At 65.3% G+C, this 26,126-nt stretch carries 19 protein-coding genes; 18 read left to right on the top strand and 1 reads right to left on the bottom strand.

The features are described 5' to 3' along the window. Positions 1-14: 14 nt before the first annotated feature. The 14 genes from GGQ64_RS13740 (at position 15) to GGQ64_RS13675 (ending at position 20,900) form a co-directional block, all read left to right on the top strand. Positions 15-1,262, top strand: a complete 1,248-nt coding sequence (locus GGQ64_RS13740; protein WP_183805135.1) for an SfnB family sulfur acquisition oxidoreductase — start codon at positions 15-17, stop codon at positions 1,260-1,262. 16 nt (positions 1,263-1,278) lie between these two features. Next, complete coding sequence (locus GGQ64_RS13735) at positions 1,279-2,514, top strand: SfnB family sulfur acquisition oxidoreductase (protein ID WP_183805133.1); 1,236 nt, start codon at positions 1,279-1,281, stop codon at positions 2,512-2,514. Between the two features lie 13 nt (positions 2,515-2,527). Beyond that, complete coding sequence (locus tag GGQ64_RS13730) at positions 2,528-3,904, top strand: LLM class flavin-dependent oxidoreductase (protein WP_343059474.1); 1,377 nt, start codon at positions 2,528-2,530, stop codon at positions 3,902-3,904. Positions 3,905-4,145: 241 nt separating this feature from the next. Beyond that, entirely contained in the window at positions 4,146-4,904 is a 759-nt protein-coding gene (locus GGQ64_RS13725; protein WP_183805129.1) for an outer membrane protein, read from the top strand. A gap of 94 nt (positions 4,905-4,998) precedes the next feature. Next, a complete protein-coding gene (locus tag GGQ64_RS28085) occupies positions 4,999-8,697 on the top strand; it encodes an Ig-like domain-containing protein (protein ID WP_183805127.1) in 3,699 nt (1,232 codons plus the stop codon). A 532-nt stretch (positions 8,698-9,229) separates the two neighbouring features. Beyond that, positions 9,230-10,258 carry a substrate-binding domain-containing protein gene (locus GGQ64_RS13715; protein ID WP_183805125.1) on the top strand — a complete coding sequence of 343 codons (1,029 nt, stop codon included), beginning with the start codon at positions 9,230-9,232 and terminating at the stop codon, positions 10,256-10,258. A 239-nt stretch (positions 10,259-10,497) separates the two neighbouring features. Further along, positions 10,498-12,024, top strand: a complete 1,527-nt coding sequence (locus GGQ64_RS13710) for a sugar ABC transporter ATP-binding protein (RefSeq protein ID WP_183805456.1) — start codon at positions 10,498-10,500, stop codon at positions 12,022-12,024. Between the two features lie 22 nt (positions 12,025-12,046). After that, a complete protein-coding gene (locus GGQ64_RS13705) occupies positions 12,047-13,036 on the top strand; it encodes an ABC transporter permease (protein ID WP_183805123.1) in 990 nt (329 codons plus the stop codon). 1 nt (position 13,037) lies between these two features. Then, complete coding sequence (locus GGQ64_RS13700; protein ID WP_183805122.1) at positions 13,038-14,045, top strand: sugar-binding transcriptional regulator; 1,008 nt, start codon at positions 13,038-13,040, stop codon at positions 14,043-14,045. After that, the gene (locus GGQ64_RS13695; RefSeq protein ID WP_183805119.1) at positions 14,042-15,037 is read left to right on the top strand and encodes an aldo/keto reductase; all 996 of its coding nucleotides are present in this window, start codon (positions 14,042-14,044) and stop codon (positions 15,035-15,037) included. Before GGQ64_RS13700 ends, GGQ64_RS13695 begins: the two co-directional genes overlap by 4 nt. A 12-nt stretch (positions 15,038-15,049) precedes the next feature. Continuing rightward, positions 15,050-16,798, top strand: coding sequence for a glycerol-3-phosphate dehydrogenase/oxidase (locus tag GGQ64_RS13690; protein WP_183805117.1), 1,749 nt, complete (start codon positions 15,050-15,052; stop codon positions 16,796-16,798). Beyond that, positions 16,771-17,613 (top strand): class I fructose-bisphosphate aldolase, encoded by an 843-nt coding sequence (locus tag GGQ64_RS13685; protein WP_183805115.1) that lies wholly within the window; start codon positions 16,771-16,773, stop codon positions 17,611-17,613. Before GGQ64_RS13690 ends, GGQ64_RS13685 begins: the two co-directional genes overlap by 28 nt. A gap of 135 nt (positions 17,614-17,748) precedes the next feature. After that, positions 17,749-19,278, top strand: a complete 1,530-nt coding sequence (locus tag GGQ64_RS13680; RefSeq protein ID WP_183805113.1) for an FGGY-family carbohydrate kinase — start codon at positions 17,749-17,751, stop codon at positions 19,276-19,278. After that, complete coding sequence (locus tag GGQ64_RS13675; protein WP_183805111.1) at positions 19,275-20,900, top strand: GMC family oxidoreductase N-terminal domain-containing protein; 1,626 nt, start codon at positions 19,275-19,277, stop codon at positions 20,898-20,900. The genes GGQ64_RS13680 and GGQ64_RS13675 overlap by 4 nt, the downstream gene beginning before the upstream one ends. A 15-nt stretch (positions 20,901-20,915) precedes the next feature. Here the strand turns inward: GGQ64_RS13675 and GGQ64_RS13670 are convergent, their stop codons facing one another. Continuing rightward, positions 20,916-21,806, bottom strand: a complete 891-nt coding sequence (locus tag GGQ64_RS13670; protein ID WP_183805109.1) for a LysR family transcriptional regulator — start codon at positions 21,804-21,806, stop codon at positions 20,916-20,918. Between the two features lie 154 nt (positions 21,807-21,960). On the opposite strand from GGQ64_RS13670, the gene GGQ64_RS13665 reads away from it, so the two are divergent. From GGQ64_RS13665 to GGQ64_RS13650, 4 genes are all read left to right on the top strand, one after another. Next, positions 21,961-22,950, top strand: coding sequence for an aldo/keto reductase (locus GGQ64_RS13665; protein ID WP_183805106.1), 990 nt, complete (start codon positions 21,961-21,963; stop codon positions 22,948-22,950). A 68-nt stretch (positions 22,951-23,018) separates the two neighbouring features. Continuing rightward, the gene (locus GGQ64_RS13660; RefSeq protein ID WP_183805104.1) at positions 23,019-24,035 is read left to right on the top strand and encodes a zinc-dependent alcohol dehydrogenase family protein; all 1,017 of its coding nucleotides are present in this window, start codon (positions 23,019-23,021) and stop codon (positions 24,033-24,035) included. Positions 24,036-24,272: 237 nt separating this feature from the next. Next, on the top strand, positions 24,273-25,478 hold the full coding sequence (locus GGQ64_RS13655) for a (R)-mandelonitrile lyase (RefSeq protein WP_183805102.1): 1,206 nt from the start codon (positions 24,273-24,275) through the stop codon (positions 25,476-25,478). 43 nt (positions 25,479-25,521) lie between these two features. Further along, positions 25,522-26,094, top strand: a complete 573-nt coding sequence (locus tag GGQ64_RS13650; protein WP_183805100.1) for a flavodoxin — start codon at positions 25,522-25,524, stop codon at positions 26,092-26,094. Positions 26,095-26,126 lie beyond the last annotated feature (32 nt).

Below are 26,126 nucleotides of genomic sequence, written 5' to 3'. Positions count from 1 at the left end.
GAAAGAAGACGACGATGAGTGAAACGAAGATCGACCGCGAGAGCCGTTCCGGCCACGGCAGGCGCCCGGCGCCGGCGCTTGCGGCCCATCGCATTGCGACGGACGAAGAAGCCATCGCCGTGGCCACCGCATTGGCGTCGCGGTTCTCCGTCGAGGCGGCCCGGCGCGACAGGGAGCGGCTCCTGCCATGGGATGAGATCGAGGCCTACAGCGCAAGTGGGCTCGGCGCGATCACCGTGCCCAAGGCATTCGGCGGCCCCGACCTCTCGCTCGTCACGCTGGTGCGCGTGTTCGAGATCCTTTGCGCTGCCGATCCTTCGCTCGGACAGATCCCGCAGAACCATTTCGGCGTGCTGGCGCTGTTGCGCGACCTCGGTTCGGACGAGCAGAAGGCGCGTTTCTACGCCGATATCCTGAAGGGGGAGCGCATCGGCAATGCCGGGCCCGAGCGCGGGCGCAACATGATCAACCACGTCACGACACGCATTACCGCCCGGCCGGACGGGCTGCGGCTCACCGGCCGCCGCTTCTACTCGACCGGCGCCCTGTTCGCCCACTGGATTCCGACGCGGGCGATCGATGACGAGGGGCGCGCGGTGCAGGTCTGGGCGCGGTTCGACGCACCGGGCGTGACGGTCCTCGATGACTGGTCCGCGTTCGGCCAGCGCACGACTGCCAGCGGAACGGTGGAATTCGACGGCGTGCCGGTCGCACCGATCCAGGTCCTGCCGGTCTGGTCGGCGGCGGATATGCCCGGCCTATGGGGGCCGATCTCGCAAATCATCCAGGCCGCCATCGACGCCGGCATCGCGCGGGCGGCCATCGACGATGCCGCGGCGTTCGTTCGCGACCGGGCCCGGCCGTGGATGGATTCCGGCCTGGAGCGGGCGAGCGACGATCCGACGATCATTCATGAAATTGGCCATCTGGAGGCCGAGTTCTCGGCAGCCCAGGCGCTGCTGCATCATGCGGCGGGCGTCCTGGACGAACTCAGTGCCAGGCCGGTGACGCTGGAGACCAGCGCGCTGGCATCGGTCGCCGTGGCCGAGGCGAAGATCCTGACGACCGAGATCGCGCTGGAGGCGAGCGAGAAGTTGTTCGACCTCGCCGGGTCGAGCGCCACGCGCGCGACACACGCGCTCGACCGGCACTGGCGCAACGCCCGCGTCCATACGCTTCACGATCCCGTCCGCTGGAAATATCACCTTCTCGGAAACTATTACCTGAACGGTGCCTATCCGGCACGCCATCAATGGAACTGAACAGGCGGGTGAACGCATGAACGCCGTATCCCATACCAAGGCTCAGCCTGCACCGATATCAGCCGCAAGGCCCGCCCTGGTCGCAGACGATGCGCAAGCGCTGGAAGCGGCCTACAGGCTCGCTGTCGATTTCGCCCGCGGTTCAGGAGCGCGCGATGCCGATCGCCTGCTGCCGTGGAGCGAGCTGGAGCGCTACAGCGCCAGCGGCCTCTGGGGCGCTACGGTGCCGCGCGCCCATGGCGGCGCCGAAATCTCCACCGTCACGCTGGCGCGCGTGATTGCGACAGTTGCCGCTGCCGACGGCTCGCTGGCGCAGATCCCGCAGAACCATTTCTATGCGCTGGAAGTGCTCCGGGTCGGGGGCTCGGAGGAACAGAAGCGCTTCTTCTTCGAGCGCGTGCTTGCGGGCGACCGTCTCGGCAACGCGCTCGCCGAGGTCGGCCAACGCGACTTCCGGCGCCGCACGCGCCTGGTCCGCGAGCCGGGCGGCTGGCATGTCGATGGCGAGAAGTTCTACTGCACCGGCGCGATCTATGCGCACTGGATTCCGACGCTGGTCGTGGCGGAGGAGGCCGGCGAGGAGGTGAGCTATCTCGCCTTCGTGCCGCGCGATGCGCAGGGCGTGACCGTGATCGACGACTGGGATGGTTTCGGCCAGCGGGTGACCGGCAGCGGGTCCGTCCGGTTCGAGCGCGTTCGCGTCGAGCCGGAGTGGGTCGTTCCCTTCAAGGCCTCGTTCGACCGCCCGACGACGATCGGTCCGCATGCGCAGATCATGCATGCTGCGATCGATCTCGGCATCGGCTTGGGCGCTTTCGAGGAAATGCTGCGTTTCGTCCGCGAACGTTCGCGCCCCTGGCTGGATTCCGGGGTGGAACGGGCGTCCGACGATCCGCTGACGCTGCATCAGGTCGGCCATGTGCGCCTGCGGCTGCGCGCCGCCGAAGCGCTGGTCGAACGCGCGGCGGCGGAGGTGGACGCCGCCCAGCGCGCACCCGACGAGGACAGCGTGGCGCGCGCCTCGATCGCGGTGGCAAAGGCGCGCATCCTGACCACGAAGGCGGGCCTGCTCGCGGCCGACAAGCTGTTCGAGCTCTCCGGCACCTCCGCGACCCAGTCGGAAGACAATCTCGACCGCTACTGGCGCAATGTGCGCACGCACACGCTGCACGATCCGGTCCGCTGGAAATATCAGGCGGTCGGGAATTTCCATCTCAACGGCAAACGCCCGCCGCGACACGGCGCAATCTAGCGGACAGCAGTCAGTGACGAAAAAGCAGATCCTTCTCAACGCGTTCAACATGAACAGCGTGGGCCACATCAACCATGGCCTCTGGGCGCATCCGCGCGACAGGTCGGTCGAATACAACACGATCGACTACTGGACCTCGCTTGCGAGGACCCTGGAGCGCGGCCTCTTCGACGGCATCTTCATCGCCGACATCCTCGGCGTCTACGACGTCTACCAGAGCTCGGTGAACCTGACGCTGAAGGAATCCATCCAGCTTCCGGTCAACGATCCCCTGCTGCTGGTCTCGGCGATGGCGGCGGTGACGCGCAATCTCGGGTTCGGCATCACCATCAATGCCAATGCCGAACCGCCCCATACGTTCGCGCGCCGGATCTCCACGCTGGATCACCTCACACGGGGGCGCATCGGCTGGAACATCGTCACCGGCTATCTCGACAGCGCGGCGCGGGCGGTCGGGCAGGACGGGCTTTCGGCGCACGACACGCGCTACGACCGCGCGGAGGACTATCTCGAGGTCCTCTACAAGCTCTGGGAGGGCAGCTGGGACGACGACGCCGTGCGCGCCGACAGGGCGGCACGGGTCTATGCCGACCCTGCCAAGGTCAGGCCGGTCCGTCACGAAGGGCCGTTCTATCGCGTCGACGGCTATCACCTGTCCGAGCCGTCGATCCAGCGTACCCCGGTGCTCTACCAGGCTGGGACGTCGGGCCGCGGCCGCCGGTTTGCCGCGCGCCATGCCGAGTGCGTCTTCGTCTCCGCCACGGACAAGGCGGCGGCGCGCGCCATCGCGCGGGCGCTCCGGGAAGAGGCTGTCGCGGCAGGGCGCAGGCCGGACGACATCAAGATCTTCGTCGGCATCTCCATCATCCCCGGACGCAGCGACCGCGAGGCGCAGGACAAGCGCCTGGAATACCTCGCCTATGCCAGCCCCGAGGCGGGGCTCGCCCATTTCTCGGCGAGCACCGGCATCGATTTTTCCCGCTACGGCCTCGACGATCCGATCGAGTACGGAACGTCGAACGCGATCCAGTCGGCGACTGAACTGGCGCAAAAGAAGCGCTGGACCAAGCGCAACCTCCTCGACGAACTCGCGCTCGGTGGCCGCTATCCGCTGGTCACGGGCACGCCGGATGCGATCGCTGCGGAGCTGGAGAGCTGGATCGACGAGGGGGAAATCGACGGCTTCAACCTGGCCCGGACGGTCACGCCCGAATGCTTCGAGGATTTCGTCGACCTTGTCGTTCCTGTGCTGCAGGAGCGTGGCCGCTACAAGACCGCCTATGGGGGGAGCAGCCTGCGCAACCGCCTCTTTGACGCCGGCGACCGCCTGCCGGAAAACCATCCCGGCGCAGGCTTTCGCTGCTTGACGCAAGCCCATTCGCGCGGTTGACGGGACGCAATCTGACAACCAGTGGATGGTGCGCCGACGTGTATGTGTCTGTGAACGCGAACGATGCAAGCGGGCCGGGCCGATCGGTGTGTCGTTTCTACCTCAGTTGGAAGGTGTCTGCGCTTCGACGCAACCATAGCGGACAGAACGTCCTCGCGAATGCCGGGCCAAGCCTCTATACCGCTGTTTCGACCGGCTTCCAGGCACGCCGTGTCGCACATCCAATGCTGGGGGGCATGTCTTGAAGCACTACGTTCATTACACCGTCATGGCTGCATCCCTGCTGTTTGGCCTGCAGCCCGCTGCAGCGGCCGATCCGTTCCAACCGGCTGCCACCCCTTCGTGGACCGGCTGCTATGTCGGCGCCAATGCCGGCTACACCCGCGCCGACGTGGACGCGACCGACGCTCCTTTCCGTGACGGCCCCTTCGGCGGCAGCGGCATTTCCTGGAACACTGCCGGCGCGCCCTACGAGACGATCGGCACGGATGACGCAGGCATTTCCGGCGGTCTCGAGGCGGGCTGTGACTACCAGTTCGATCTCGGCGGGACGGCCTTCGTGCTGGGCGGGGTTGCCGATTTCTCGCTGATGAACCTCGGCGCGACCGGCACCTCGGCGATCAGCGCCGACACCCACACCAGCTTCGACGTCGACTGGGCCGCGAGCGCCCGCCTGCGCGCGGGCATCGCCGCCTCCGACGTGCTCTTCTACGTTACCGGCGGCTATGCGCTCGCCGATGTCGACGTGCGTGCCTACGACCGTACGGGGCCGACCCTGATGGACGTCAAGGGCGGCGGCACGGAGAACGGCTGGGTCGCCGGCGGCGGCGTCGAATGGCGCTTCAAGCCCGACTGGTCGGTCGGCCTGGAATACCTGCACTACGATTTCGGCACGGTGACGGCCACGGGACAGGCGAGCTTCCCGTCCGAAGCCTATCCGCGCTTCGACAACGACGTGAGCTTCGACACGATCCGCATCGGGATCAAGTGGCGGATGTGATCCGCCGACAGGAATGCAATGGGCAAGGTAAGCGTGATTTCGGCCAGCGGCATCGCGTGCGGGGCGCCAAGAGGCGCGTGAGGGGATTAGCAGCATGGCACAGACGACGATCGATTTTTCTTCCGGTATTACCGACGGAACTGCGGGCGGAGCGTCCGGGGACAATTCCCTCCAGATCGGTGATTTCGTCTTCACCATCACGGCCCAGGGAAACTGGACGGCCGATTTCAGCAGCGGGAGATTCAACTTTCAGGAAGACGCCGCCTTTGGCGGCGCATTGTTCGATATTACCATTACCAGCGCCTCCGGTGCGCTGATCGATTTCTACGACTACCAGATCAGCGTCGATGCCAATCCCATTCATGAAAACGGCTGGCCGGCTGGTGTTGCAATCGATGGAACGACTTGGTCGGATGATAACCTGCACGGCAATGGCATCGGGCCTTACTACTACAGATCCATGTTCATGGACCCATCGACAATTCCCGCTATCAGTCGAGGCACCTCGCTATCGATCGCTGACATGCAGATCTACCAGACGGAGACGTCCGGCCGGATCACGATGTGGCTCGACAACATAACTTTTGACTATGCGCTGCCCGCTCCCCGGGTTTCTTCCGTCACCTCGTCAACACCGGACGGCCACTACAAAGCTGGCGATACGATCGCCATAACGGTTTCCTTCGACCAGGATGTCAACATCACCGGCACGCCGCAATTGGCGCTGGAGACCGGCGGTACGGATCGCGTCATCAACTATTCGTCCGGCAGTGGCACAAATACGCTGACGTTCAGCTATACCGTTCAGTCAGGCGATACGTCGGCTGACCTGGACTATATCTCGACTGCCGCTCTCACCCTGAATGGTGGAACGATCCGCAATGCCGACGGCACGGATGCGACTATCACCTTGCCGTCACCGGGAGCGGCCGGTTCCCTGGGCAGCAACAAGGGCCTCGTCATCGACACTTCGGCGCCAACGGCGGTGATCACGATGGCAGACGTAGCGCTCATTGCGGGGGAAAGCACGACAATAACCATCACCTTCAGCGAGGCCGTAACGGGATTCGTTGAGACCGATTTGATAGTCCAGAACGGTGACGTCACCAATTTCACGACGTCTGACAACATAACCTACACGGCCACCTTCACGCCTTCGGCTGGCGTTGATAGTCCGACAAACCTGATTGTTCTTGTACCCGGAGCCGCTGTGGACGGTGCCGGCAATCCGAGTTCGGTGACAGCACCACTGGTTTACAGCGTCGACACCGTCGCGCCGACGGTGGCGAGCGTGCTCACCCCTGCCAACGGCACCTACAGGGCCGGCCAGAACCTCGACTTCACCGTCAACCTCTCCGAAGCCACAACCGTCGACACTTCGGGCGGCACGCCACGGATTGCCGTGACGGTCGGCACGGACACGGTCTATGCGACCTATGTCTCCGGCAGCGGCTCTTCGGCCCTGGTATTCAGGCTGACGCTGACCGAAGGCCTGCAAGACGCCGACGGCATCGCTGTTGGCGGCCAGCTTGAGCCGAACGGCGGGACGATGCGGGACGTCGCCGGCAACGACGTCGAGCCGGCGTTGAATTCCGTCGCTCCCACCACCAGCGTGCTGGTCGATGCCGTCCGCCCCACGGCCACCATCGACGTTGCCGATACGCTGCTGGCGGCCGGCGAGACCAGCACCGTCACGATAACGTTCAGCGAGGCCGTCACCGGGTTCGACCTGTCGGACTTGTCGGTTGCAAACGGAACGCTGAGCGATCTCGCATCCGTCGACGGCGGCGTGACGTGGACGGCGACGCTCACGCCCACCGCAGGCATTTCGGACGCGACCAATCTTGTCATTCTCAATACGTCCCTGGTGATGGACGCTGCAGGCAACACAGGATCCGCCATCGCCATTTCGAACAACTACGCCATCGACGCCGGCCCGCCGCCGAATGTCCCGCCGACGCTCACCGGCGACCTCGAGGCCACGGTAAAGGAAGGCGGCAGCTACAAGCTCACCACCACCGACCTGGACTTCTCTGACCCCGACGACAGTGCAGCGGGCGTCCGCTTCACCATCTCCGCCGCCGCGAACGGCAAGGTCCATGTCAACGGCACAGCAGCCTCGACCTTCACCGCCGCCGAGCTCACCGCCGGTAAGGTCACATTCCTGCACGACGGGTCGGAGACGAATAAAGCCTCGTTCAAGGTCTCCGTCGAGGACGGCAACGAGGACGGGACGTCACCGGTCAATTCCACTTTCAATTTCACCGTCACCCCGGTCAACGATGCGCCGAATCTGACCGGCGACCTGAAAGCCACCGTCAAGGAGGGCGGCAGCTACAAGCTGACCACCGCCGACCTGAACTTCTCCGACCCCGACGACAGTGCAGCGGGCGTCCGCTTCACCATCTCCGCCGCCGCGAACGGCAAGGTCCATGTCAACGGCAAGGCCGCAACCAGCTTCACCGGCACCGAGCTTGCCGGCGGCAAGGTCACCTTCGTCCACAACGGTTCGGAGACCACCAAGGCCTCCTTCAAGGTCTCCGTCGAGGACGGCAACGAGGACGGCTCGACGCCGGTCGGCAAGACCTTCAACCTCGGCGTGACCCCGGTTAACGACGCGCCGAAGCTGACGGGCGACCTCAAGGCCACGGTGAAGGAGGGCGGCAGCTACAAGCTGACCACCGCCGACCTGAACTTCTCCGATCCCGACGACAGCGCCGCGGGCGTCCGCTTCACCGTCTCCGCGCCGTCGAACGGCAAGGTCTATGTCAACGGCAAGGCTGCGACGAGCTTCACCGGCACCGAGCTTGCCGGCGGCAAGGTCAGTTTCGTCCACTCCGGCGCCGAATCGACCAAGGCCTCGTTCAAGGTCTCCGTCGAGGACGGCAACGAGGACCGCTCGGCGCCGGTCCCGAAGACCTTCAACTTTGGCGTGACCCCGGTCAACGACGCGCCGAAGCTGGTCGCCACGCAAACCTTGCTGCAGATCGCCGAGGACGCCTCGACCGCATCGGCGCGCAAGGTAGCGACGCTGTCGATCTCCGATCCCGACGGCGGCAACAACAAGCTGTCTCTCGCCGGCAGCGACGCGAAGCTGTTCGAGATCAAGAACGGCGCGCTCTGGCTGAAGAAGGGCATCAGCCTCGACTACGAGACCAACCGGTCGCTGGACGTCACCGTGCGCCTCGACGATCCCTCGATCGGCACGAAGCACGAGGCGTGGAAGACCTTCAAGGTCACTGTGCTCGACGTGGCCGAGACGAAGCCGGGAACCTCGGGCACCGACAAGCTGACCGGCACCACGGGCAACGACGTGCTCGACGGCAAGGGCGGCAACGACATCATCTCGGGCGGCGCCGGCAACGACCGGCTGGTCGGCGGCACCGGCGTGGATACCCTGACCGGCGGTTCCGGCCGCGACACCTTCGTCTTCGCCTCTTTCAAGGATTCGGCCCCCGGCCAGTCCGGCATCGTCAACAACGGCGGCTACAACCCGCTTTCGGGCAACGACAAGCGTGACATCATCACCGACTTCGTCCACGCCCAGGACAAGCTGGACGTGTCGCAGATCGACGCCGACAGCACGCGCTCCGGCGACCAGGACTTCGTCTGGCGCGGCAAGAACGACTTCACCGGCAAGGCCGGCGAGTTGATCTTCCGCACCTTCGACGAAAAGGGCACCGCCAACGACCGCACCATCGTCTATGGCGACACCGACCGCGACCACCGCGCCGATTTCCAGATCGAGCTCGCCGGCATCATCGGCCTGACCAAGGGGGATTTCATTCTCTGAGGCGGGCCGCCCCAAGCGGAACCGTTGCTGCACGGCCCCGTGCCTAGGAGCCGGACGTGTGTGCTCCGCCGGAATCCACGTCGTCGCCATCGCCGCAAGGATCGAGGCCATCCGGCCGTGAGCCGCGAGCATTGCCGGCTGGTGGTCCGGCTCCGGAGGATCGCGGTACTGCGCGACTGTCCCACCCGGTCAAGGAGCGCGGTTGCCCCTGCGGACCAGAATTACATTGTGCGCGGCGCGACGATCGGGGCGCCTGTTCGTCGGATGTCGGCTGCTTCGGTCATTGCGCGGACGTCCCGGACACTTGGAGACTTCTGTTCCGCCCAGTCGCAGCCTCTGAACCTTCCATCCCATCGGATCGGTAGGTCGTGAAATATATTTCTTGCATTGAATTATATTGACATCAATTTCCTCTTGCCCTCTAGTGGCGATATCGGACTTCGAGGAGGAGGTTCGGTTTTCACTGGGATCAGCGGCGTCGGCTCGACGCCCTCGGGCTTTTTGGGAGGGGCTTCGGCCTCGAGGAGGACACTTGCGCACTTTTTTGAGCACGACCGCGATGGCGGTCCTTGCAACAACGTTTTTTGCCGGTTCCGCGGCCGCCGAGACGGAGAATCCGTTCCGCTGCAAGCCGGGCGAGAAATACGTCATGAACGTCATGGTCTCGGGCGTGGAATACTGGTTCCCGGTCTATGAGATGTTCAAGCAGGCGGGCCAGCAGCTCGGCTGCGAGACGGAATATACCGGCACGCCGGAATATGACGTCAACAAGCAGATCGCCACGTTCGACCAGGCGCTGGCGCAGAACCCGGCCGGCATTCTCGTTCATCCGATGAACTCCGATCCGTTCATCGAGCCGATCAACCGCGCCATCGACCAGGGCACGGCCGTCGTGACCTTTGCGGCCGACTCGCCGCTGTCCAAGCGCGTATCCTTCATTACCTCGGACAACACCCGCGAAGGCACCTATGCCGCCGATGCGATCGCCGAGAAGATGGGCGGCAAGGGCGAATATGCGGTGCTGGAAAACCCCGGCCAGGACAATCACGACAAGCGCATCGCGGCCTTCGTCGGCCGGATGGAAGAGAAGTGGCCCGACATGAAGCTCGTCGGCCGCGCCGCCTCCAACCAGGATCCGACCAAGGCCTATCAGGGGCTTTCGAGCCTGATCCAGGCCAATCCGAACCTCGGCGCGGTCTTCATGCCGGAAGCGAACTCGGCGATCGGCGCCGCGCAGGCCAACAAGGAAAGCGGCGGCAAGGTCCTCGTCATGTGTGCGGACGTCAACGCCAACATCCTCGACATGATCAAGGCCGGCGAAGTCTTCGGTTCGATCAACCCGAACCAGGGCATGCAGGGCTACATGGGCTTCATGCTGCTGTGGCTGGCCAAGCATCCCGAACTGATCGACCCGATGAACGACGCCACGCGCTCCGGCTTCAACCCGATGAGCATCCCGGTGGTCGACAATGGCCTCTCCATCGTGACGGCGGACAATGCCGACGACTTCTACTGGGACAAGTACCTGAAGCGTCGCGGCACCAAGGGCATCGAGGAATAAGGGCGCAGTTGGAAGAGGGGGACCGCAGAAAGTCGCGGCTTGCTCCCTCTTCTCCCCGGCGGGGAGAAGGTGGCCCGAAGGGCCGGATGAGGGGGACGGCTGGCTCCGAGTTTGCGGCAAAGACCCCCTCATCACCTCGCATACGCGCGGCACTTCTCCCCGCTGGGGAGAAGAGGGAACCTGTCGCCGCCGCCTTCGATCTCAGTACGATTGCCGGCTATGGAAAGGGAAAAATGACGATGGCGGAGCCGGTGCTCACCATTCATGGCGTGACCAAGCATTTCGGGGCGGTGAAGGCGTTGACCGACGTCGATTTCACGCTCGAACGCGGCGAGGTCCATGCGCTCTGCGGCGAGAACGGTGCCGGCAAGTCGACGCTGATGAACATCATCGCCGGCGTGCTGCAGCCTTCGGAAGGCGAAATCCGCATCGACGGCAAGGCCGTGCGCATTGCCTCGCCTGCTGCCGCCCAGTCGCTCGGTATCGGCCTCGTGCACCAGGAGATCGCACTCTGCCCGGATGCGACGGTTGCCGAAAACATGTTCATGGCGGCGACCAATCGCCGCCGCACGCCCTTCATGAATTACCGCGCGCTGGAGCGCGATGCGCAGGCCGTGATGAACCGGCTCGCCGCCATCGACGTCCGCCGCAAGGTGGCGGACCTGCCGATTTCCAGCCAGCAACTCGTCGAGATCGCCAAGGCGCTGACGCTCGACTGCCGCGTGCTGATCCTGGACGAGCCGACCGCGGCGCTGACCGAAACCGAGGCGCAGCAGCTGTTCTCGATCATCCGTGACCTCAAGGCGAACGGCATCTCGATCATCTATATCAGCCACCGCATGGCCGAGATCTTCAGCCTCTGCGATCGGGTCACCGTGTTCCGCGACGGCCGCTATGTCTGCACCGACCGCATTTCCGATGTGACGCCGGACGACGTGGTGCGCCGCATGGTCGGTCGCGAGATCACGCAGCTCTATCCGGACAAGCTTGGTGCGGACGAAGCATCCGGCGAAAAAATCCTTGAAGTCGATCGCATCGGTGACGGTGCACGCTTCCAGGATGTCAGCTTCACATTGCGCAAGGGCGAAATCCTCGGCATCGGCGGCCTGATCGGTTCCGGCCGCACCGAAATCGCCGAGGGTATCTGCGGGCTGCGGTCGCACACCGCGGGTACGGTGCGTCTGCATGGCGACACGCAGAAGATCAGATCCTATTCGGATGCCGTGAAAGCCGGCATCGTCTACCTATCCGAGGACCGCAAGGGCTCCGGCGTCTTTCTCGAATTGTCCATCGCCCAGAACATCTCCGTGCTGGACCTGAAGGCGTTGACCAATCCGGCCGGCCTGTTGAACCGCCGTGCGGAAGCCGCACTTGCAGAGGAGTTCGCGCGGCGGCTTGCGGTGCGCATGAGCGGCGTCGACGCGCCGGTCAAGTCGCTGTCCGGCGGCAACCAGCAGAAGGTTGCGATCGCCAAGCAACTTGCCGTCGGGCCGAAGGTCATCCTGATGGACGAGCCGACGCGCGGCATCGACGTCGGCGCGAAAGCGGAAATTCACCGCCTGCTGCGCGAACTTGCGCGCTCGGGCATCGGCATCGTCGTCATCTCGTCGGAAATGTCGGAGCTGCTCGGGCTTTGCGACCGCGTGCTCGTCGTGCGCGAAGGACGCATCGCGGGGGAACTCGGCGAAGAGGAGATGACGGAGGAGGCCGTGATCCGCCTCGCCTCGGGGCTGGGTACGGCAAGGGCGGCAAACCATGCCGCGTGACGAAAAACTGGGAGAAACGGGAATGGCAATCGACACGATGACGGCCGTTGCGCCGAGGGCATCGTCCTTCAAGCGCATCGGCACGATGCGCGAGGCGGGGCTGATCGCGATCATCCTCGCACTCTGCGTGATCATGAGCTTCGCCTCGCCGCACTTCCTCACGCTCGGCAATTTCCGCGCCATGCTGATGAGCTTTTCGGTCGAAGGGATCGTCGTCGTCGGCATGACGATCCTGCTCATCGTCGGCGGCATCGATCTTGCGGTCGGCTCGGTCGTCTGCTTCGCGATGGTTCTCTCAGGTTCGCTGTTCCTTGCCGGGCTCGACCCCTGGTCGGCCTCGCTTATAGGCATCCTGGCCAGCAGCGCCATCGGCGGCATCATGGGCTTCTTCGTGACCGTCGTCGGCCTCAATCACTTCATCACGTCACTGGCGGCCATGGTGATCGTGCGCGGCCTCTGCCTCATCGTCACCAAGGGCACGCCGCTGTCGCTGTTCACGCTGCCGGCGGGCTTCAAGGCGGTGGGGCAGGGCACGTTCCACGGCGTTCCCTACGTCATCCTGATCTTCGTCGCCGTCGTCATCCTGTTCGACTTCCTGCTGCGCCGGGCGACCGCCTTCCGCAAGGTCTTCTACACGGGCAGCAACGAGAAGGCTGCGCTCTATTCCGGCATCAAGACCAACCAGGTGAAGTTCTGGGTGACGGTGCTGTGCTCGACGCTCGCTGGTGTCGCAGGGGTCATCTACATGTCCCGCTTCGGTGCGGCGACCCCCACCTTCGGCGTCGGCATGGAGTTGAACATCATCGCCGCCGCCGTCATCGGCGGGGCCTCGCTCAACGGCGGCTCGGGCACCATTCTCGGCGCCATCCTCGGCATCGCGCTGCTGTCGGTGGTCACCTCGTCGCTGATCCTGCTCAACGTCTCGGTCTATTGGCAGGACATGATCAAGGGGTGCATTCTGCTCGCCGCCGTTTCCATCGACCATTTCCTGCACCAGCGGAAGGCCGCCTGACATGCCGATCGTCAAACAGAAACCCAGGACGACCGCACCCCGCGAGGAGATCGTGATCGCCCGCCAGATGCACCAGGCGCTCGTGCTGCACTTCCTGGAGGGGTTGACGCAGGCGCAGATCGCCGACCAGCTCGGGCTCTCGCACGCCACGATCAACCGCCTCATCAAGCGCGGCCGCCAACTCGGCCTCGTCGAGATCAAGATCAAATCACCGATAGAGCCGCTGGTGGACATGGAGGAGCGGCTCCTGGCGATCGGCGGGATCAGCCGCGCGGTCGTGGTGCCGACGGTCTCGGACAATCCGCAGACAGCCCTTCAGGCGGTCGGAGAGGCGGCGGCTCGGCTGCTTCTCGAGGAGATCGCCGACGGCGACACGATCTGCATCACCGGCGGCAAAGGCGTCAGCGCCGTCGTCGCCGGCCTACAGGTGCCGCACCGCTTCGATGTCGAGGTCATCCCGGCGACAGGCTGCGTGCAGGGCAAGCACTATACCGACGTCAACCACGTCTCGACGCTGATGGCCGACCGGCTTGGCGGGCGCTCCTACCAGATCCATGCGCCGCTCTTTGCCGACGATGCCGGACAGCGGGCGATGCTGATGAACATGCGCTCCGTCGCCGATGTCTTCCAGCGGGCGCGCGAGGCCAAGGTCGCAGTGGTCGGCATCGGCTCGATCCTGACGGACGATTCGAGCTATTACGACCTGCACCCGTCCTCCAGCACCGACCGCGCGGCGATCGAACGATCGGGTGCGAGCTGCGAACTGCTGGCCCACCTGCTCGACGATCACGGCCGGGTCTGCGACTACAGCCTCAACCGCTCTCTGGTCTCACTGACGCTGCCGGAATTTGCCTCGATCCCGATGAAGATCGGTGTTGCGAGCGGCCCCAACAAGGCCGGCCCGATCCTCAGCGTGCTTCGCGGCAACCATCTCGACACGCTCGTTACCGACGAGGCGACGGGTGCCCGCATTCTCGATATGGCATCCCAGGAAGGATTTCCTGCATGAGCGGCGAACAGTCGATCCGCGAAATCGGACGCTCCGGCGTCAAGGCCTCCGCCGTCGGCCTCGGGACATGGGCGATCGGCGGCTGGATGTGGGGCGGCACGGACGAGGCGGAGTCCATCGCCGCCATCCAGGCCTCGCTCGACGCCGGGGTGACGCTCATCGACACCGCGCCAGCCTATGGCCTCGGCCGCTCGGAAGAGATCGTCGGCAAGGCGCTGGCCGGCCGGCGCGACAAGGCAGTGATCGCCACGAAATGCGGCCTCGTCTGGCATACGCAGAAGGGCAACCACTTCTTCGACCAGGACGGCAAGCCGGTTCACCGCTATCTCGGCCGGGATTCGATCATCCACGAGGTGGAGGAAAGCCTGCGCCGGCTCGGCACGGACTATATCGACCTCTACATTACCCACTGGCAGGATCCGACGACGCCGATCGAGGAGACGGTCGCAGCGCTGGAAGCGCTGAAACGGGCGGGGAAGATCCGTGCGATCGGCGCCAGCAACGTCAACCGGACGGAGCTGGAGCAGTATATCAGGACCGGGTCGCTCGATGCGATCCAGGAGCGGTTCAGCATGATCGATCGCGAGATCGAGGCGGACCTGCTGCCGCTCACTCTTGCCAGCGGGGGTTCCACGCTCAGCTATTCCTCGCTGGCGCTCGGCCTCTTGTCCGGAACGATCGGGCCGGACCGCGTCTTTTCCGGCGACGACCAGCGCAAGGACAATCCCCGCTTCTCCGTCGCCAACCGCCAAAAGGCCAAGACCTTTTCCGAGACGATCCGGTCCGTCGCCGACCGCCATAACGCCAGCATCGCGCAAGTCGTGATCGCCTGGACGCTGGCGCAGCCGGGCGTGACTTTCGCGCTCTGCGGCGCGCGAAACCCGGCGCAGGCGCTCGACAATGCGCGGGCCGGAACGCTCCGGCTTTCGACAGACGATCTTGCGGCCATCGACGTGGCCATATCGGCGCAACTCGCCACCATGGACGGATAACGGGCTGCCATCATGAACCGTGCAGAGACAATGGACGGGCTTCGCCGGAGCCCGAACGTGGACGTGTGCGTCCTCGGCGGCGGCATCAACGGCCTCAGCGTCTTCCGCGAGCTGGCGTTGCAGGGCGTAAGCGTGCTCCTCGTCGAGAAGGGCGACTATTGCTCTGGTGCAAGTGCGGCGCTGTCGCGGATGGTCCATGGCGGCTTGCGCTATCTGGAGAACGGCGAGTTCAGCCTGGTGAAGGAGTCGCTCGTCGAGCGCGACCGGCTGCTGCGCAACGCGTCGCATTATGTCGCGCCGCTACCGACCACGGTGCCGATCTTCGATACTTTCTCCGGTCTCGCCAACGGCATCGTGCGGTTCCTCGGCCTCACCCGGCGCCCGAGCCGGCGCGGTGCGGTCGCGATCAAGGCGGGCCTCGGCATATACGATTTTCTGACGCGCAAACGGGCCCTGATGCCAAAACACCAGTTCCGCGGCCGCAAGGCGACGCTTGCAAAGTGGCCGGCGCTCAATCCGGCGATCCGCAATTCTGCGACCTATTACGACGCCTGGGTGAGCCACCCGGAGCGCATCGGCATCGAGCTCTTGCGCGACGGATTGTCGGCCGGGCCGAATGCCAAGGCGTTGAACCATGCGACGGTCGAACAGGCCGGGGTCGGCGACTTCCTGCTGCGCGACGGCGTTTCCGGAGAGACGTTGCTTATCCAGCCGGCATTGGTCATCAACGCGACTGGCGGCTGGATCGACATTGCCAACGGCTCGCTCTTTCCCAAGAACGCACGACCCGCACCGCTGATGGGCGGGACCAAGGGCTCGCACCTCATCATCGCCAATGCCGGCCTGCGCGACATGCTCGACGGGCACATGATCTACTACGAGAACGAGGACGGGCGGATCTGCATCCTGTTCCCCTATCTCGGCAAGGTGCTGGTCGGCTCAACGGATATCCGCGTCGACGATCCCGGCACGGTGCGCTGCGAGGCGGACGAGCGGGACTACATCCTGCAATCGCTCGCCTTCGTGCTGCCGGGCGTCCATATCTGGCCGGAAGAGATCGTCTTCCAGTTCGCCGGCGTGCGCCCGCTTCCCGCCAGCAACGACAGTTTTACCGGTCGCATCCCACGTGACCACTTTTGTACCGTGCTCGAAGGCCAGGACGGCGGGCCGCCGGTGCTCTGCATGATCGGCGGCAAATGGACGACATTCCGCTCCTTCGGCGAAATGGCCGCCGACATGGCGCTGGAACGGCTCGGCCGGCCGCGTCGCGTCGATACGGCAGAGCGCGCGTTCGGTGGCGGCCGGGCATTCCCAAAAGACAGGGGCGGCTGGGTTGAAGAGCTCGCGGCATCGACGGGCATTTCCGCCGATCGCGCCGCATCGCTCTTCGAGCGCTACGGCACGGATGGGGACGATGTCGCCCGCTTCATCGCGGCGGGAGCCGATCAACGCCTTCCGCATCCCGCCTACAGCGCCCGCGAACTCCTGTACCTGATCCGCTCCGAGGCGGTCGAGCACCTGGACGACCTGCTGCTGCGCCGCACGACGCTCGCGATTTCCGGTGAGCTCTCCCTCGACATGACCGATGCCGCGTTGGACCTGCTGGTCACGGAAAAGGGCTGGCCGGTCCAGCGCGCCGCCGAGGAGCGCACCCGATTTCTCACCCTCATGCGCGAGCGCCACGGCGTCGCGGAGGCAACCCTTTCCGCAAGGAACGAACAAAGGAGCGAAATATGCGAGACAACCGCAAGGTCCGGATGAACCGGCTGTTCGGCGACGGCCGTTGCCTGGACGTGGCGATCGATCACGGCGTGTGCAACGAGCCGTCCTTCCTCGACGGGCTGGAGAACATGCCGGCGGTCGTGAAGGCCTTGGTCGATGCCAGGCCCGATGCGATCCAGATGAACTACGGCCAGGCCGACCTGTTGCAGGACATTGCCGGCAAGGACAAGCCGGCGCTCGTGATGCGCATCGACATGGGCAATCCCTATAACCGCATCCGCCATCGCGACATGTGGGCGGTCTTGCAGAACGAGGCCGAGCCGCTGGTCGGGGCGTTGCAGATGGATGCGGCCTGCGTGGTGGTCAACCTCTTCATGCTGCCGGACGAGCCGGACCTCTTCCGCGAGTGCGTGCAGAACATCGCCCGCGTGCGGGCCGATTGCGAAAAATACGGCATGCCGCTGATGATCGAACCGCTCGTCATGCAGCCTGTCACGGAGCGCGGCGGCTACATGGTGGATGGCGATGCCGACAAGATCGTCACCTTGACCCGGCTCGCCCGCGAGATGGGCGCCGATATCGTCAAGGCCGATCCGACGACGAATGCCGAGGATTTCCACCGGGTGGTCGAGGCGGCCCGCTGCCCGGTCCTCGTGCGGGGCGGCGGCAAGGAAGACCTTCGCGCCGTCTTCGAAAAATCCGCAGCCTTGATGCGACAGGGCGCAATGGGCATGGTCTACGGGCGCAACATCTACCAGCATGCCAATCCGGGCGCGGTCGTGCGCGGGCTGATGGCGATCATCCACGAGGACGCGAGCGGCGAGGAGGCCTTCGCGGTCTATCAGCTGGGGTGATTGCGGCGAAGCCCCTCATCCGGCCCTTCGGGCCACCTTCTCCCCGCTGGGGAGAAGAGGGAGCAAGGGGAGAAGAGGGATACGGATTTCGCCGGGAACCGCACAAAACGGTCAGAGCCTTGGGAGGGGTTCAGTATGCAAAAATATCTGTTGGGGCTCGACGCCGGCAACACCGTGATCAAGGCGGTGATCTTCGATCCGACGGGCAGGGAGCTCGCCTATGCGGGGGAGGAAGGCCATAGCCGCATGCCATGCCCCGGCCATGTCGAGCGCGATCTCGGCGAGCTTTGGGCAAACGCGAAGCGCGTCATCCGCGCCTGCCTCGACAAGGCCGGCATCGCTGCGAGCGACATCGTCGCGATCGGCTGCGCCGGCCACGGCAACGGGCTCTACGCCCTCGACCGGGACGGCGAGCCGCTGCTCGGCATCCAGTCGCTCGACACGCGGGCGACCGGGCTCGTCGAGGAATGGCTGGCCGAAGGGGTCGGAGAGCGGACCTATCCGATCGCCCGCCAGCGGCCCTGGCCCTCGCAGACGCCGACGCTGCTCGCCTGGCTGAAACGCCACCGGCCGGAGCTGTTCAAGCGTATCGGCACGGTGTTCGTCTCCAAGGATTTCGTCGTCAACCGCCTGACCGGCAGGCGCGTCAGCGAAGTCTCGGACATGTCCGGCGCCGGCCTGCTCGATCTCGCCGCGCGCCGCTACGACAAGGCGCTGATGGAGGCCTATGGCCTCGGCGATTGCATGGATCTGCTGCCGCCGCTGATCGAAAGCGCTGATATTGCTGGAACTGTTACGGAGGCAGTGGCGAACGAGACAGGGCTTGCCGCCGGAACGCCGGTCATCGGTGGACTGTTCGATGTCGTCGCCTCGGCGCTCGGTTCGGGCGTGTCGCGCACCGGCAGCGCCTCGATCATTGTCGGCACCTGGAGCATCAACCAGGTGATCGTCGACGGTCCCGATCTCGACGCGCCGGTCTTCATGTCCTCGACCTTCGACCGCACCCGCTACATGGCGATGGAAAACAGCGCCACCTCGGCTGCCAACCTGGAATGGCTGGTGCGGGAATTTTTCGAAGGCGCGCATGAGGAGGGCGTCTCACCGTTCGATGCCTGCTGCGCGCTCGCAGAGGCGGTTGAGCCCACGGCGGACGACCCGCTCTACCACCCCTATCTCTACGGCGCGCAGCAGGACGGCCACGCACGAGCCGGCTTCTACGGAATCGCCGGCTGGCACGGCAAGGGACACCTGATCCACGCACTACTGGAAGGCGTGGCCTTTGGCCACCGCCACCATATCGAGACGATCCGCAAGGCGGGCGCCACCTTCGATGAGGCAGTGCTCTCCGGTGGCGGGTCGCGCAGCCGCCTCTGGCCACAGATCTTTGCCGATGTGCTCGGCGTCCCCGTCTCCGTCGCCGTCTCGCGGGAAACCGGCGCGCTCGGCGCGGCGATCGCGGCGGGAACGGGCGTCGGCCTGTTTGCCGATTTCACGCAAGGGGCGAATGCCATGGTGCGGGTCGACCGGCACTACAAGCCGAACGGCGCACTCGCGGGGCACTACGACCGGCGCTACGCGCTCTACAAGGACATCACGGAAGCCATGACGCCGCTCTGGCGGCGGCTTGCGGCCACCGGACCTACGGCAACGGGAGTTGCGGCGTGAGCAGGCATGTGAATGACACGCCTCACGACGAAGGCAGCTATGATTTCATCGTCGTCGGCGCCGGCTCTGCCGGCTGCGTCCTTGCAAACCGTCTGTCGGCCGACCCGAAGAACCGGGTTCTATTGCTCGAGGCCGGCGGCACGGACCGCTACCACTGGGTCCATGTGCCGATCGGCTATCTCTACTGCATGGGCAATCCGCGCACCGACTGGATGATGAAGACGGCGGCCGAGGCGGGGCTCAACGGTCGTGCGCTGAACTATCCGCGCGGAAAACTGCTCGGCGGCTGCTCGTCGATCAACGGCATGATCTACATGCGCGGCCAGGCAGCAGACTATGACGGCTGGCGGCAGGCCGGTAACGAGGGTTGGGGCTGGGACGACGTTCTGCCCTATTTCCTGAAGTCGGAGGACAACTACCGCGGCAAGTCCGGCATGCACGGGACGGGTGGCGAGTGGCGCGTCGAGCGCCAGCGCCTCTCCTGGCCGATCCTCGACGCCTTCCGCGACGCCGCCGAGGAGATCGGCATTGCGAAGACCGACGATTTCAACGGCGGGGACAACGAGGGCTCGGGTTACTTCGAGGTCAACCAGAAGGGCGGCCTGCGCTGGAACACGACGAAAGCCTTCCTGCGGCCCGCGATGAAGCGCAGGAACCTGCGCGTGCTGACCGGTGCCGAGACCGAAAGGCTGGAGTTCGACGGCAAGGCGGTCTCCGGCGTGCGTTTCCGCATCGGCGGGCGGGTCTGCATCGCGCGTGCGTCCCGCGAGGTCGTGCTGTCTGCGGGCGCCATCAACTCGCCGAAGATCCTGGAGCTGTCGGGCATCGGCCGGCCGGAGGTTCTCTCCGGGCTCGATCTTCCCGTCCGTCATGCGCTTCAGGGCGTCGGCGAAAACCTCCAGGATCACCTGCAGATCCGCACGGTCTTCAGGATCGAAGGCGCGTGCACGCTGAACCAGCTCTACCACAACCTCTTCAGCCGCGCCGGCATGGGGCTGCAATATGCGCTCAACCGATCTGGCCCGCTCTCCATGGCCCCCAGCCAGCTCGGCATCTTTGCCAAGAGTGATCCGGCGGTCGCGACCGCCGACCTCGAGTACCATGTCCAGCCGCTCAGCACCGATCGGCTCGGCGAACCGCTGCACCGCTATCCGGCGGTCACCGTCTCGGTCTGCAACCTGCGGCCGGAAAGCCGCGGCACGGTGCATGTCACCGCGCGCGATGCGGCGCTGGCGCCGGAGATCCGCCCGAACTACCTTTCGACGGCCGGCGACCGGCTGCTGGCGGCCAAATCCATCCGCCACGCCCGCAGCCTCATGCAGACCAGGGCGATCGTCCGTTTTCGCCCGCAGGAGATGCTGCCCGGCCGGGAATACGAAAGCGACGAGGAACTGATCCGCCGCGCCGGCGACATCGCCACGACGATCTTCCACCCCGTCGGCACCTGCAAGATGGGCAGCGATCCGATGGCGGTCGTGGATTCGAAGCTGCGCGTGCACGGGATCGGCAAACTGCGCGTCGTCGACGCCTCGATCATGCCCAAGATCGTCTCCGGCAACACCAATTCCCCCGTGATCATGATCGCGGAAAAAGCTTCCGAGGCCATTCTAGGAACGCGATAGCCGGGACCCGTCGGCCTACCGATAGCGCAGTGCGTCAACCAGCAGCGCGAATGCCGGCGATGCCAGTCTTCGGCTGGGGTAGTAGAGGTGGTAGCCGGGAAAGGGTGGTGACCAGTCCTGAAGGACCGGGATCAGCTTGCCCTCGTCTATCAGCGGCTGGAGATGGTCGTCCGGCAGGCAGGTGAGACCCAGCCCGCCGACGGCTGCGTCTATGATCATCGGGACGTCGTTGCAGACGAACTGCCCCTCGACCCTCACGTTCAGGGGGCGGCCGTCACGCTCGAATTCCCAGGCATAGAGGCCGCCCAGCGTCGGCAGGCGCAGGTTGATGCAGCTGTGCTGCGTCAGGTCGTGCGGGGTGACGGGTTTCGGATGCCTCTCGAAGTAGCCCGGGGAGCCGGCGACGACCATCCGCAACTCCGGGCCGATCCTGACGGCGATCATGTCCTTTTCGACACGCTCGCCCAGCCGCACGCCCGCGTCGAAACGCTCGGCAACGAGGTCGACGAGCCTTTGCTCGATCGAGACCTCGACATTGATCTCGGGATACTCCACCATCAGTCCCTTGACCGCAGGCATCAGGATCGTTTCGGCGGCGTGGCGGCTGGAGGTGATGCGGATCGTGCCACCCGGCCTCTGGCGCATGGCGCTCAGGGAGTCGATCCGGCTTCTTATGTCGTTGAAGGCCGGACGCAGGGTTTCGGCCAGTTGCTCTCCGGCTTCCGTCGCAACGACGTTCCGCGTCGTCCTGGTGAGAAGCCGGACGCCCATGCGCTCCTCAAGCCGGCGCACGGTGTGACTGAGCGCCGACTGCGACGTGCCGAGTTGGGCCGCCGCGCGGGTGAAGCTGCGCTCCTCCGCCACCGCCAGGAACGCGACGAGGTCGCCAAGTTCATCCCGCTTCATTCATGAATCCAGAGGATATGTTCATGCGCAATTTAGCACCTAAAAGATGGCCTTCGCCAGCGTTAAGTTCCGCCCGGCACGCAAACCAGCTTGCCGCCTTGAGCGTTGGCGGATGCGGATTGTCGCAATCGCCGACCGAAGATGGAGAAATGACATGCAAAAGCGCACACTTGGAAAGAGCGGCCTGGAAGTCTCGGCCCTCGGATTCGGCTGCATGGGGCTGAACTTCGGCTATGGTCAGGCGCTCAGCAACGAGGAAAGCATCAACCTCATCCGGGCGGCCGTCGATCGCGGCGTGACCTTTTTCGACACAGCGGAAGTCTATGGCCCCTTCACCAACGAGGAGATCGTCGGTGCGGCCCTGGCACCGGTTCGCGATCAGGTGGTGATCGCCACCAAGTTCGGCTTCAGGATCGAGGACGGCAGGACGGCGGGCCCGGACAGCCGGCCGGACCGTATCCGCGACGTCTGCGACGCCTCCCTCAAGCGGCTCGGCGTCGAGGTCATCGACCTCTTCTATCAGCACCGCGTCGACCCCAATGTGCCGATCGAGGATGTGGCCGGTGCGGTCAAGGACCTGATCGCCGAGGGCAAGGTCAGGCATTTCGGCCTCTCGGAGCCGGGCGCGCAGACCGTTCGCCGCGCCCATGCGGTGCAGCCCGTCAGCGCGCTTCAGAACGAATACTCGCTGTGGACCCGCGGCCCGGAAACCAACGGCATCATCGCCGCCTGCGAGGAACTCGGCATCGGGCTCGTCCCCTACAGTCCGCTCGGCAAGGGGTTCCTGACCGGCACTTTCGGCAAGGACACGAAGATCGGCGAGAACGACTTTCGCAAGATCCTGCCGCGCTTCACCCCCGAAGCCATGGAGAAGAACCAGGCGCTCATCGATCTCCTCAAGCGCATCGCCGGGGAGAAGCGTGCTACGCCCGCGCAGATCGCGCTTGCCTGGCTTCTGGCGCAAAAGCCATGGATCGTCCCGATCCCCGGCACGACCAAGCTGCATCGCCTGGAGGAGAATCTGGGAGCCGCCGACGTCGAACTCACCGCCGCAGATCTTGCGGAGATCGAGCGTGCGGCAGCGGAGATCCGGATCGAGGGCGAGCGCTATCCCGAGCAACTGCTGAAGACCACGGGTCTTTGAACCCCGGCACGACGCGCAGTTTTCCGCCGCACTGCGGCTCCACGTCCAGACATGAAAGGGTAACGTCCATGTTGGCCACCATGCTTTACGCTCCGGGCGACGTCAGATGCGAAGAGGTCGACGAGCCGAAGATCCTGAAACCGACCGACGTGATCATCCGGCTGTCGGCCACCTGCATCTGCGGTTCCGACCTGTGGCCGTTCCGCGGCGCAAACGAAGTGACGGCGCCGATGGCGATGGGCCACGAATATTGCGGCATCGTCGTCGAGGTCGGCAGCGCGGTCAGGACCGTGCGTCCCGGGCAGTTCGTCGTCGGCTCGTTCTGCCTTTCCGACAACACCTGCCCGCACTGCCGCTTCGGCTTCCAGTCCTCCTGCGAGCAGCGCGAATTCATGACCGGCGCGCAGGCGCCGCTTGCCCGCGTTCCGCTCGCCGACGGCACACTTGTCGCTACTGACGAAATTCCGTCCGACGACCTGATCCCCAGCCTGCTGGCGACGTCGGACGTTCTCGGCACGGGCTGGTACGCAGCCGATGCGGCCGGCGTGCAGGAAGGCTCGACCGCTGTGGTCGTCGGTGACGGCGCTGTGGGCCTGATGGGCGTGCTGGCGGCGAAGCAGATGGGTGCTGCGCGGATCATCGCCATGAGCCGCCACAAGACGCGCCAGGACCTCGCGCTCGAATTCGGCGCGACCGACATCATTTCCGAACGCGGGGACGAAGGCGTGGCCCGCATCAAGGACCTGACCGGCGGCGTCGGCGCCGAATCCGTGCTCGAATGCGTCGGCACGCAGGAATCGATGACGCAGGCGATCAATTGTGCACGTCCCGGCGGCAAGATCGGCTTCGTCGGCGTGCCGCACGGCGTCCAGTTCGACGGCCAGAGCCTGTTCTTCCAGCAGAAGAGCCTGCTTGGCGGCCCGGCACCGGTTCGCCGCTTCCTGCCCTACCTGATGGACCTCGTGCTCGACCGCACCATCAATCCCGGCAAGGTCTTCGACCTGGAACTCCCGCTGGCCGATGTCGCCGAAGGCTACCGGGCAATGGATGAACGGCGCGCGGTCAAGACGCTCCTGCGCCTCTGAAGGTGATTGGCGGCATCCTGTGCGAAGGTTCGCAGGATGTCGCTTTCATCCGCGTTCAGGCGCCCTGCTGCGGGCCGGGCCGCGGCGCGATTTCATGAACCGAAAAGATAGGCTCATTCGGAATTCGCCATCTAATCGGGCGAACCGGAATGCCCACCTTATGACGCATGGTTAGGCGCTTTCCCGGATTGCGGCCTGCCGCGCGACAAGAGCAGCTGAGAAAAAGAGGATAGTCCCATGAAGAACATTGCCGCAGGCATCGCCATCTCCGCACTCGCCGCGACGGTGGCGGAAGCGGAGGACCGGCGGGCCCGTGTCGCCCCGCCGGCCGTCTATGACGTCGCCCCGGGGTTCGGCCATTTCACCGACGGCGTCCTCTTCGAGGAGGTGTGGGAGCGGGCGGAGCTCGCCCCGCGCGACCGCAGCCTCGTCACGGTCGCGGCCATCGTCTCGACCGGCAGGACGGCACAGATCGGCGGCCATGTCCGCAGGGCACTCGACAACGGCGTCCAGCCGGCGGAGATCGGCGAACTGATCACCCAGCTCGCCTTCTATTCGGGCTGGCCGAACGCCATCTCGGCGGTGAGCGAGACGAAGAAGGTCTTCGACGAGCGCGGCATCGCCGCGGTGACGGACAGCGCGGCCGCACGGATCGAGCTCGAGGCTGCCGCCGAAGCGGCTCGTGCGGCAACGGTCGATACCGCAGTGGCGCCCACGGCTCCGGCGCTTGCAGACCTCACCAACCGCGTCCTGTTCGGCGACCTCTGGCAGCGCCCCGATCTCAGTGCGCGCGATCGCAGCCTGGTGACGATGTCGGCGCTGATCGCCATCGGCCAGCCGGAGCAACTGCCCTTCCATGCCAATCGCGCCATGGACAATGGCCTTGGCCGCGCGGAGGCATCCGAGGTCGTCACCCATGTTGCCTTCTATGCGGGCTGGCCAAGGGCCATGTCCGCAGTGCCGGTACTGCAGCGCGTGTTCGAGACCCGCGCTGCCTCCTCCGAACCTTCGGCGGCGCAGCCGACTGCGGGCGACGTGAAGGTCATCCGCGCCAATGAAGGCCGGGCGAGCGCCCCGGAGCAGTATTTCACCGGCCGGGTGGAGACCTCCGGTTTCTACAAGGGCGATGCGCCGGCACGGATCGGCGGGGCGACGGTTTCGTTTTCGCCGGGCGCGCGTACGGCCTGGCACACGCACCCGCTGGGGCAAACGCTCTTCATCGTCTCCGGCAGCGGCTGGGTCCAGAAGGAGGGCGGGCCGGTCGAGAAGGTCGGCCCGGGCGATGTCGTGTGGATTCCGCCGCACGTGAAGCACTGGCATGGCGCTTCGGCCAATGAACCGATGACGCATTTCGCCGTCGCCGAAGCCCTGAACGGCAGCGTGGTGACCTGGATGGAGAAGGTTGCCGACGAAGACTACAATCAGGGTTCCCAGCTTGACTGAGGTGCCGATTGAAGCGTCTGGCGGAACCAAAGGGAGCCACCGAATGCAGAACGGCATTGCAAGGCGTGGTCTCCTGAAGGCCGTGCCTCTCGCCGCGGCCGGCCTGATGGCCGCTGCAGGCAACGCGGCATCCGAGGAGCGGACGGGTTCCAACCGAACGCTGGTCGCCTGTTTCTCGCGAACCGGGAACACGCGGGTCATTGCCCGCCAGATACGGAGGGCGAGGGAGGCGGACCTCTTCGAGATCGAGGCCGCCACGCTTTATCCCGAGGACTACGAAGAGACCGTCGCCCAGGCCCGGCGGGAAACCGCGGCCGGTACCTTGCCCGGGCTCTCCCACTTCGTGGCCGACGTTCGCCGGTACGACACGATCTATCTGGGCTTTCCGATCTGGGGCATGACGGCGCCGCCCGTCATCCGGTCCTTCCTGCGGGCACACGACCTTTCCGGCAAGGTCGTCCATCCGTTCATCACTCATGGCGGCTACGGATTGGGTGACAGCCTCGACATCATCGGATCGCTTGCCCCCCAGGCCGACATTCGCCCGGTGTTCTCGATGGAAGCGGATCAGGAGCGGAGGACCCTGGAACAGGTGACCGGCTGGCTTGCCGGCTAGCCGGTCCGGTTCTGAAAGGCTAGGCGCAACCG

Origin of the sequence: Mycoplana azooxidifex (assembly GCF_014196765.1) — a bacterium.
Classification (GTDB): Bacteria; Pseudomonadota; Alphaproteobacteria; order Rhizobiales; family Rhizobiaceae; genus Mycoplana; species Mycoplana azooxidifex.
The sequence above is the reverse complement of the archived record's forward strand: the minus strand, read 5'-3'. Positions and strand labels throughout refer to the sequence as shown.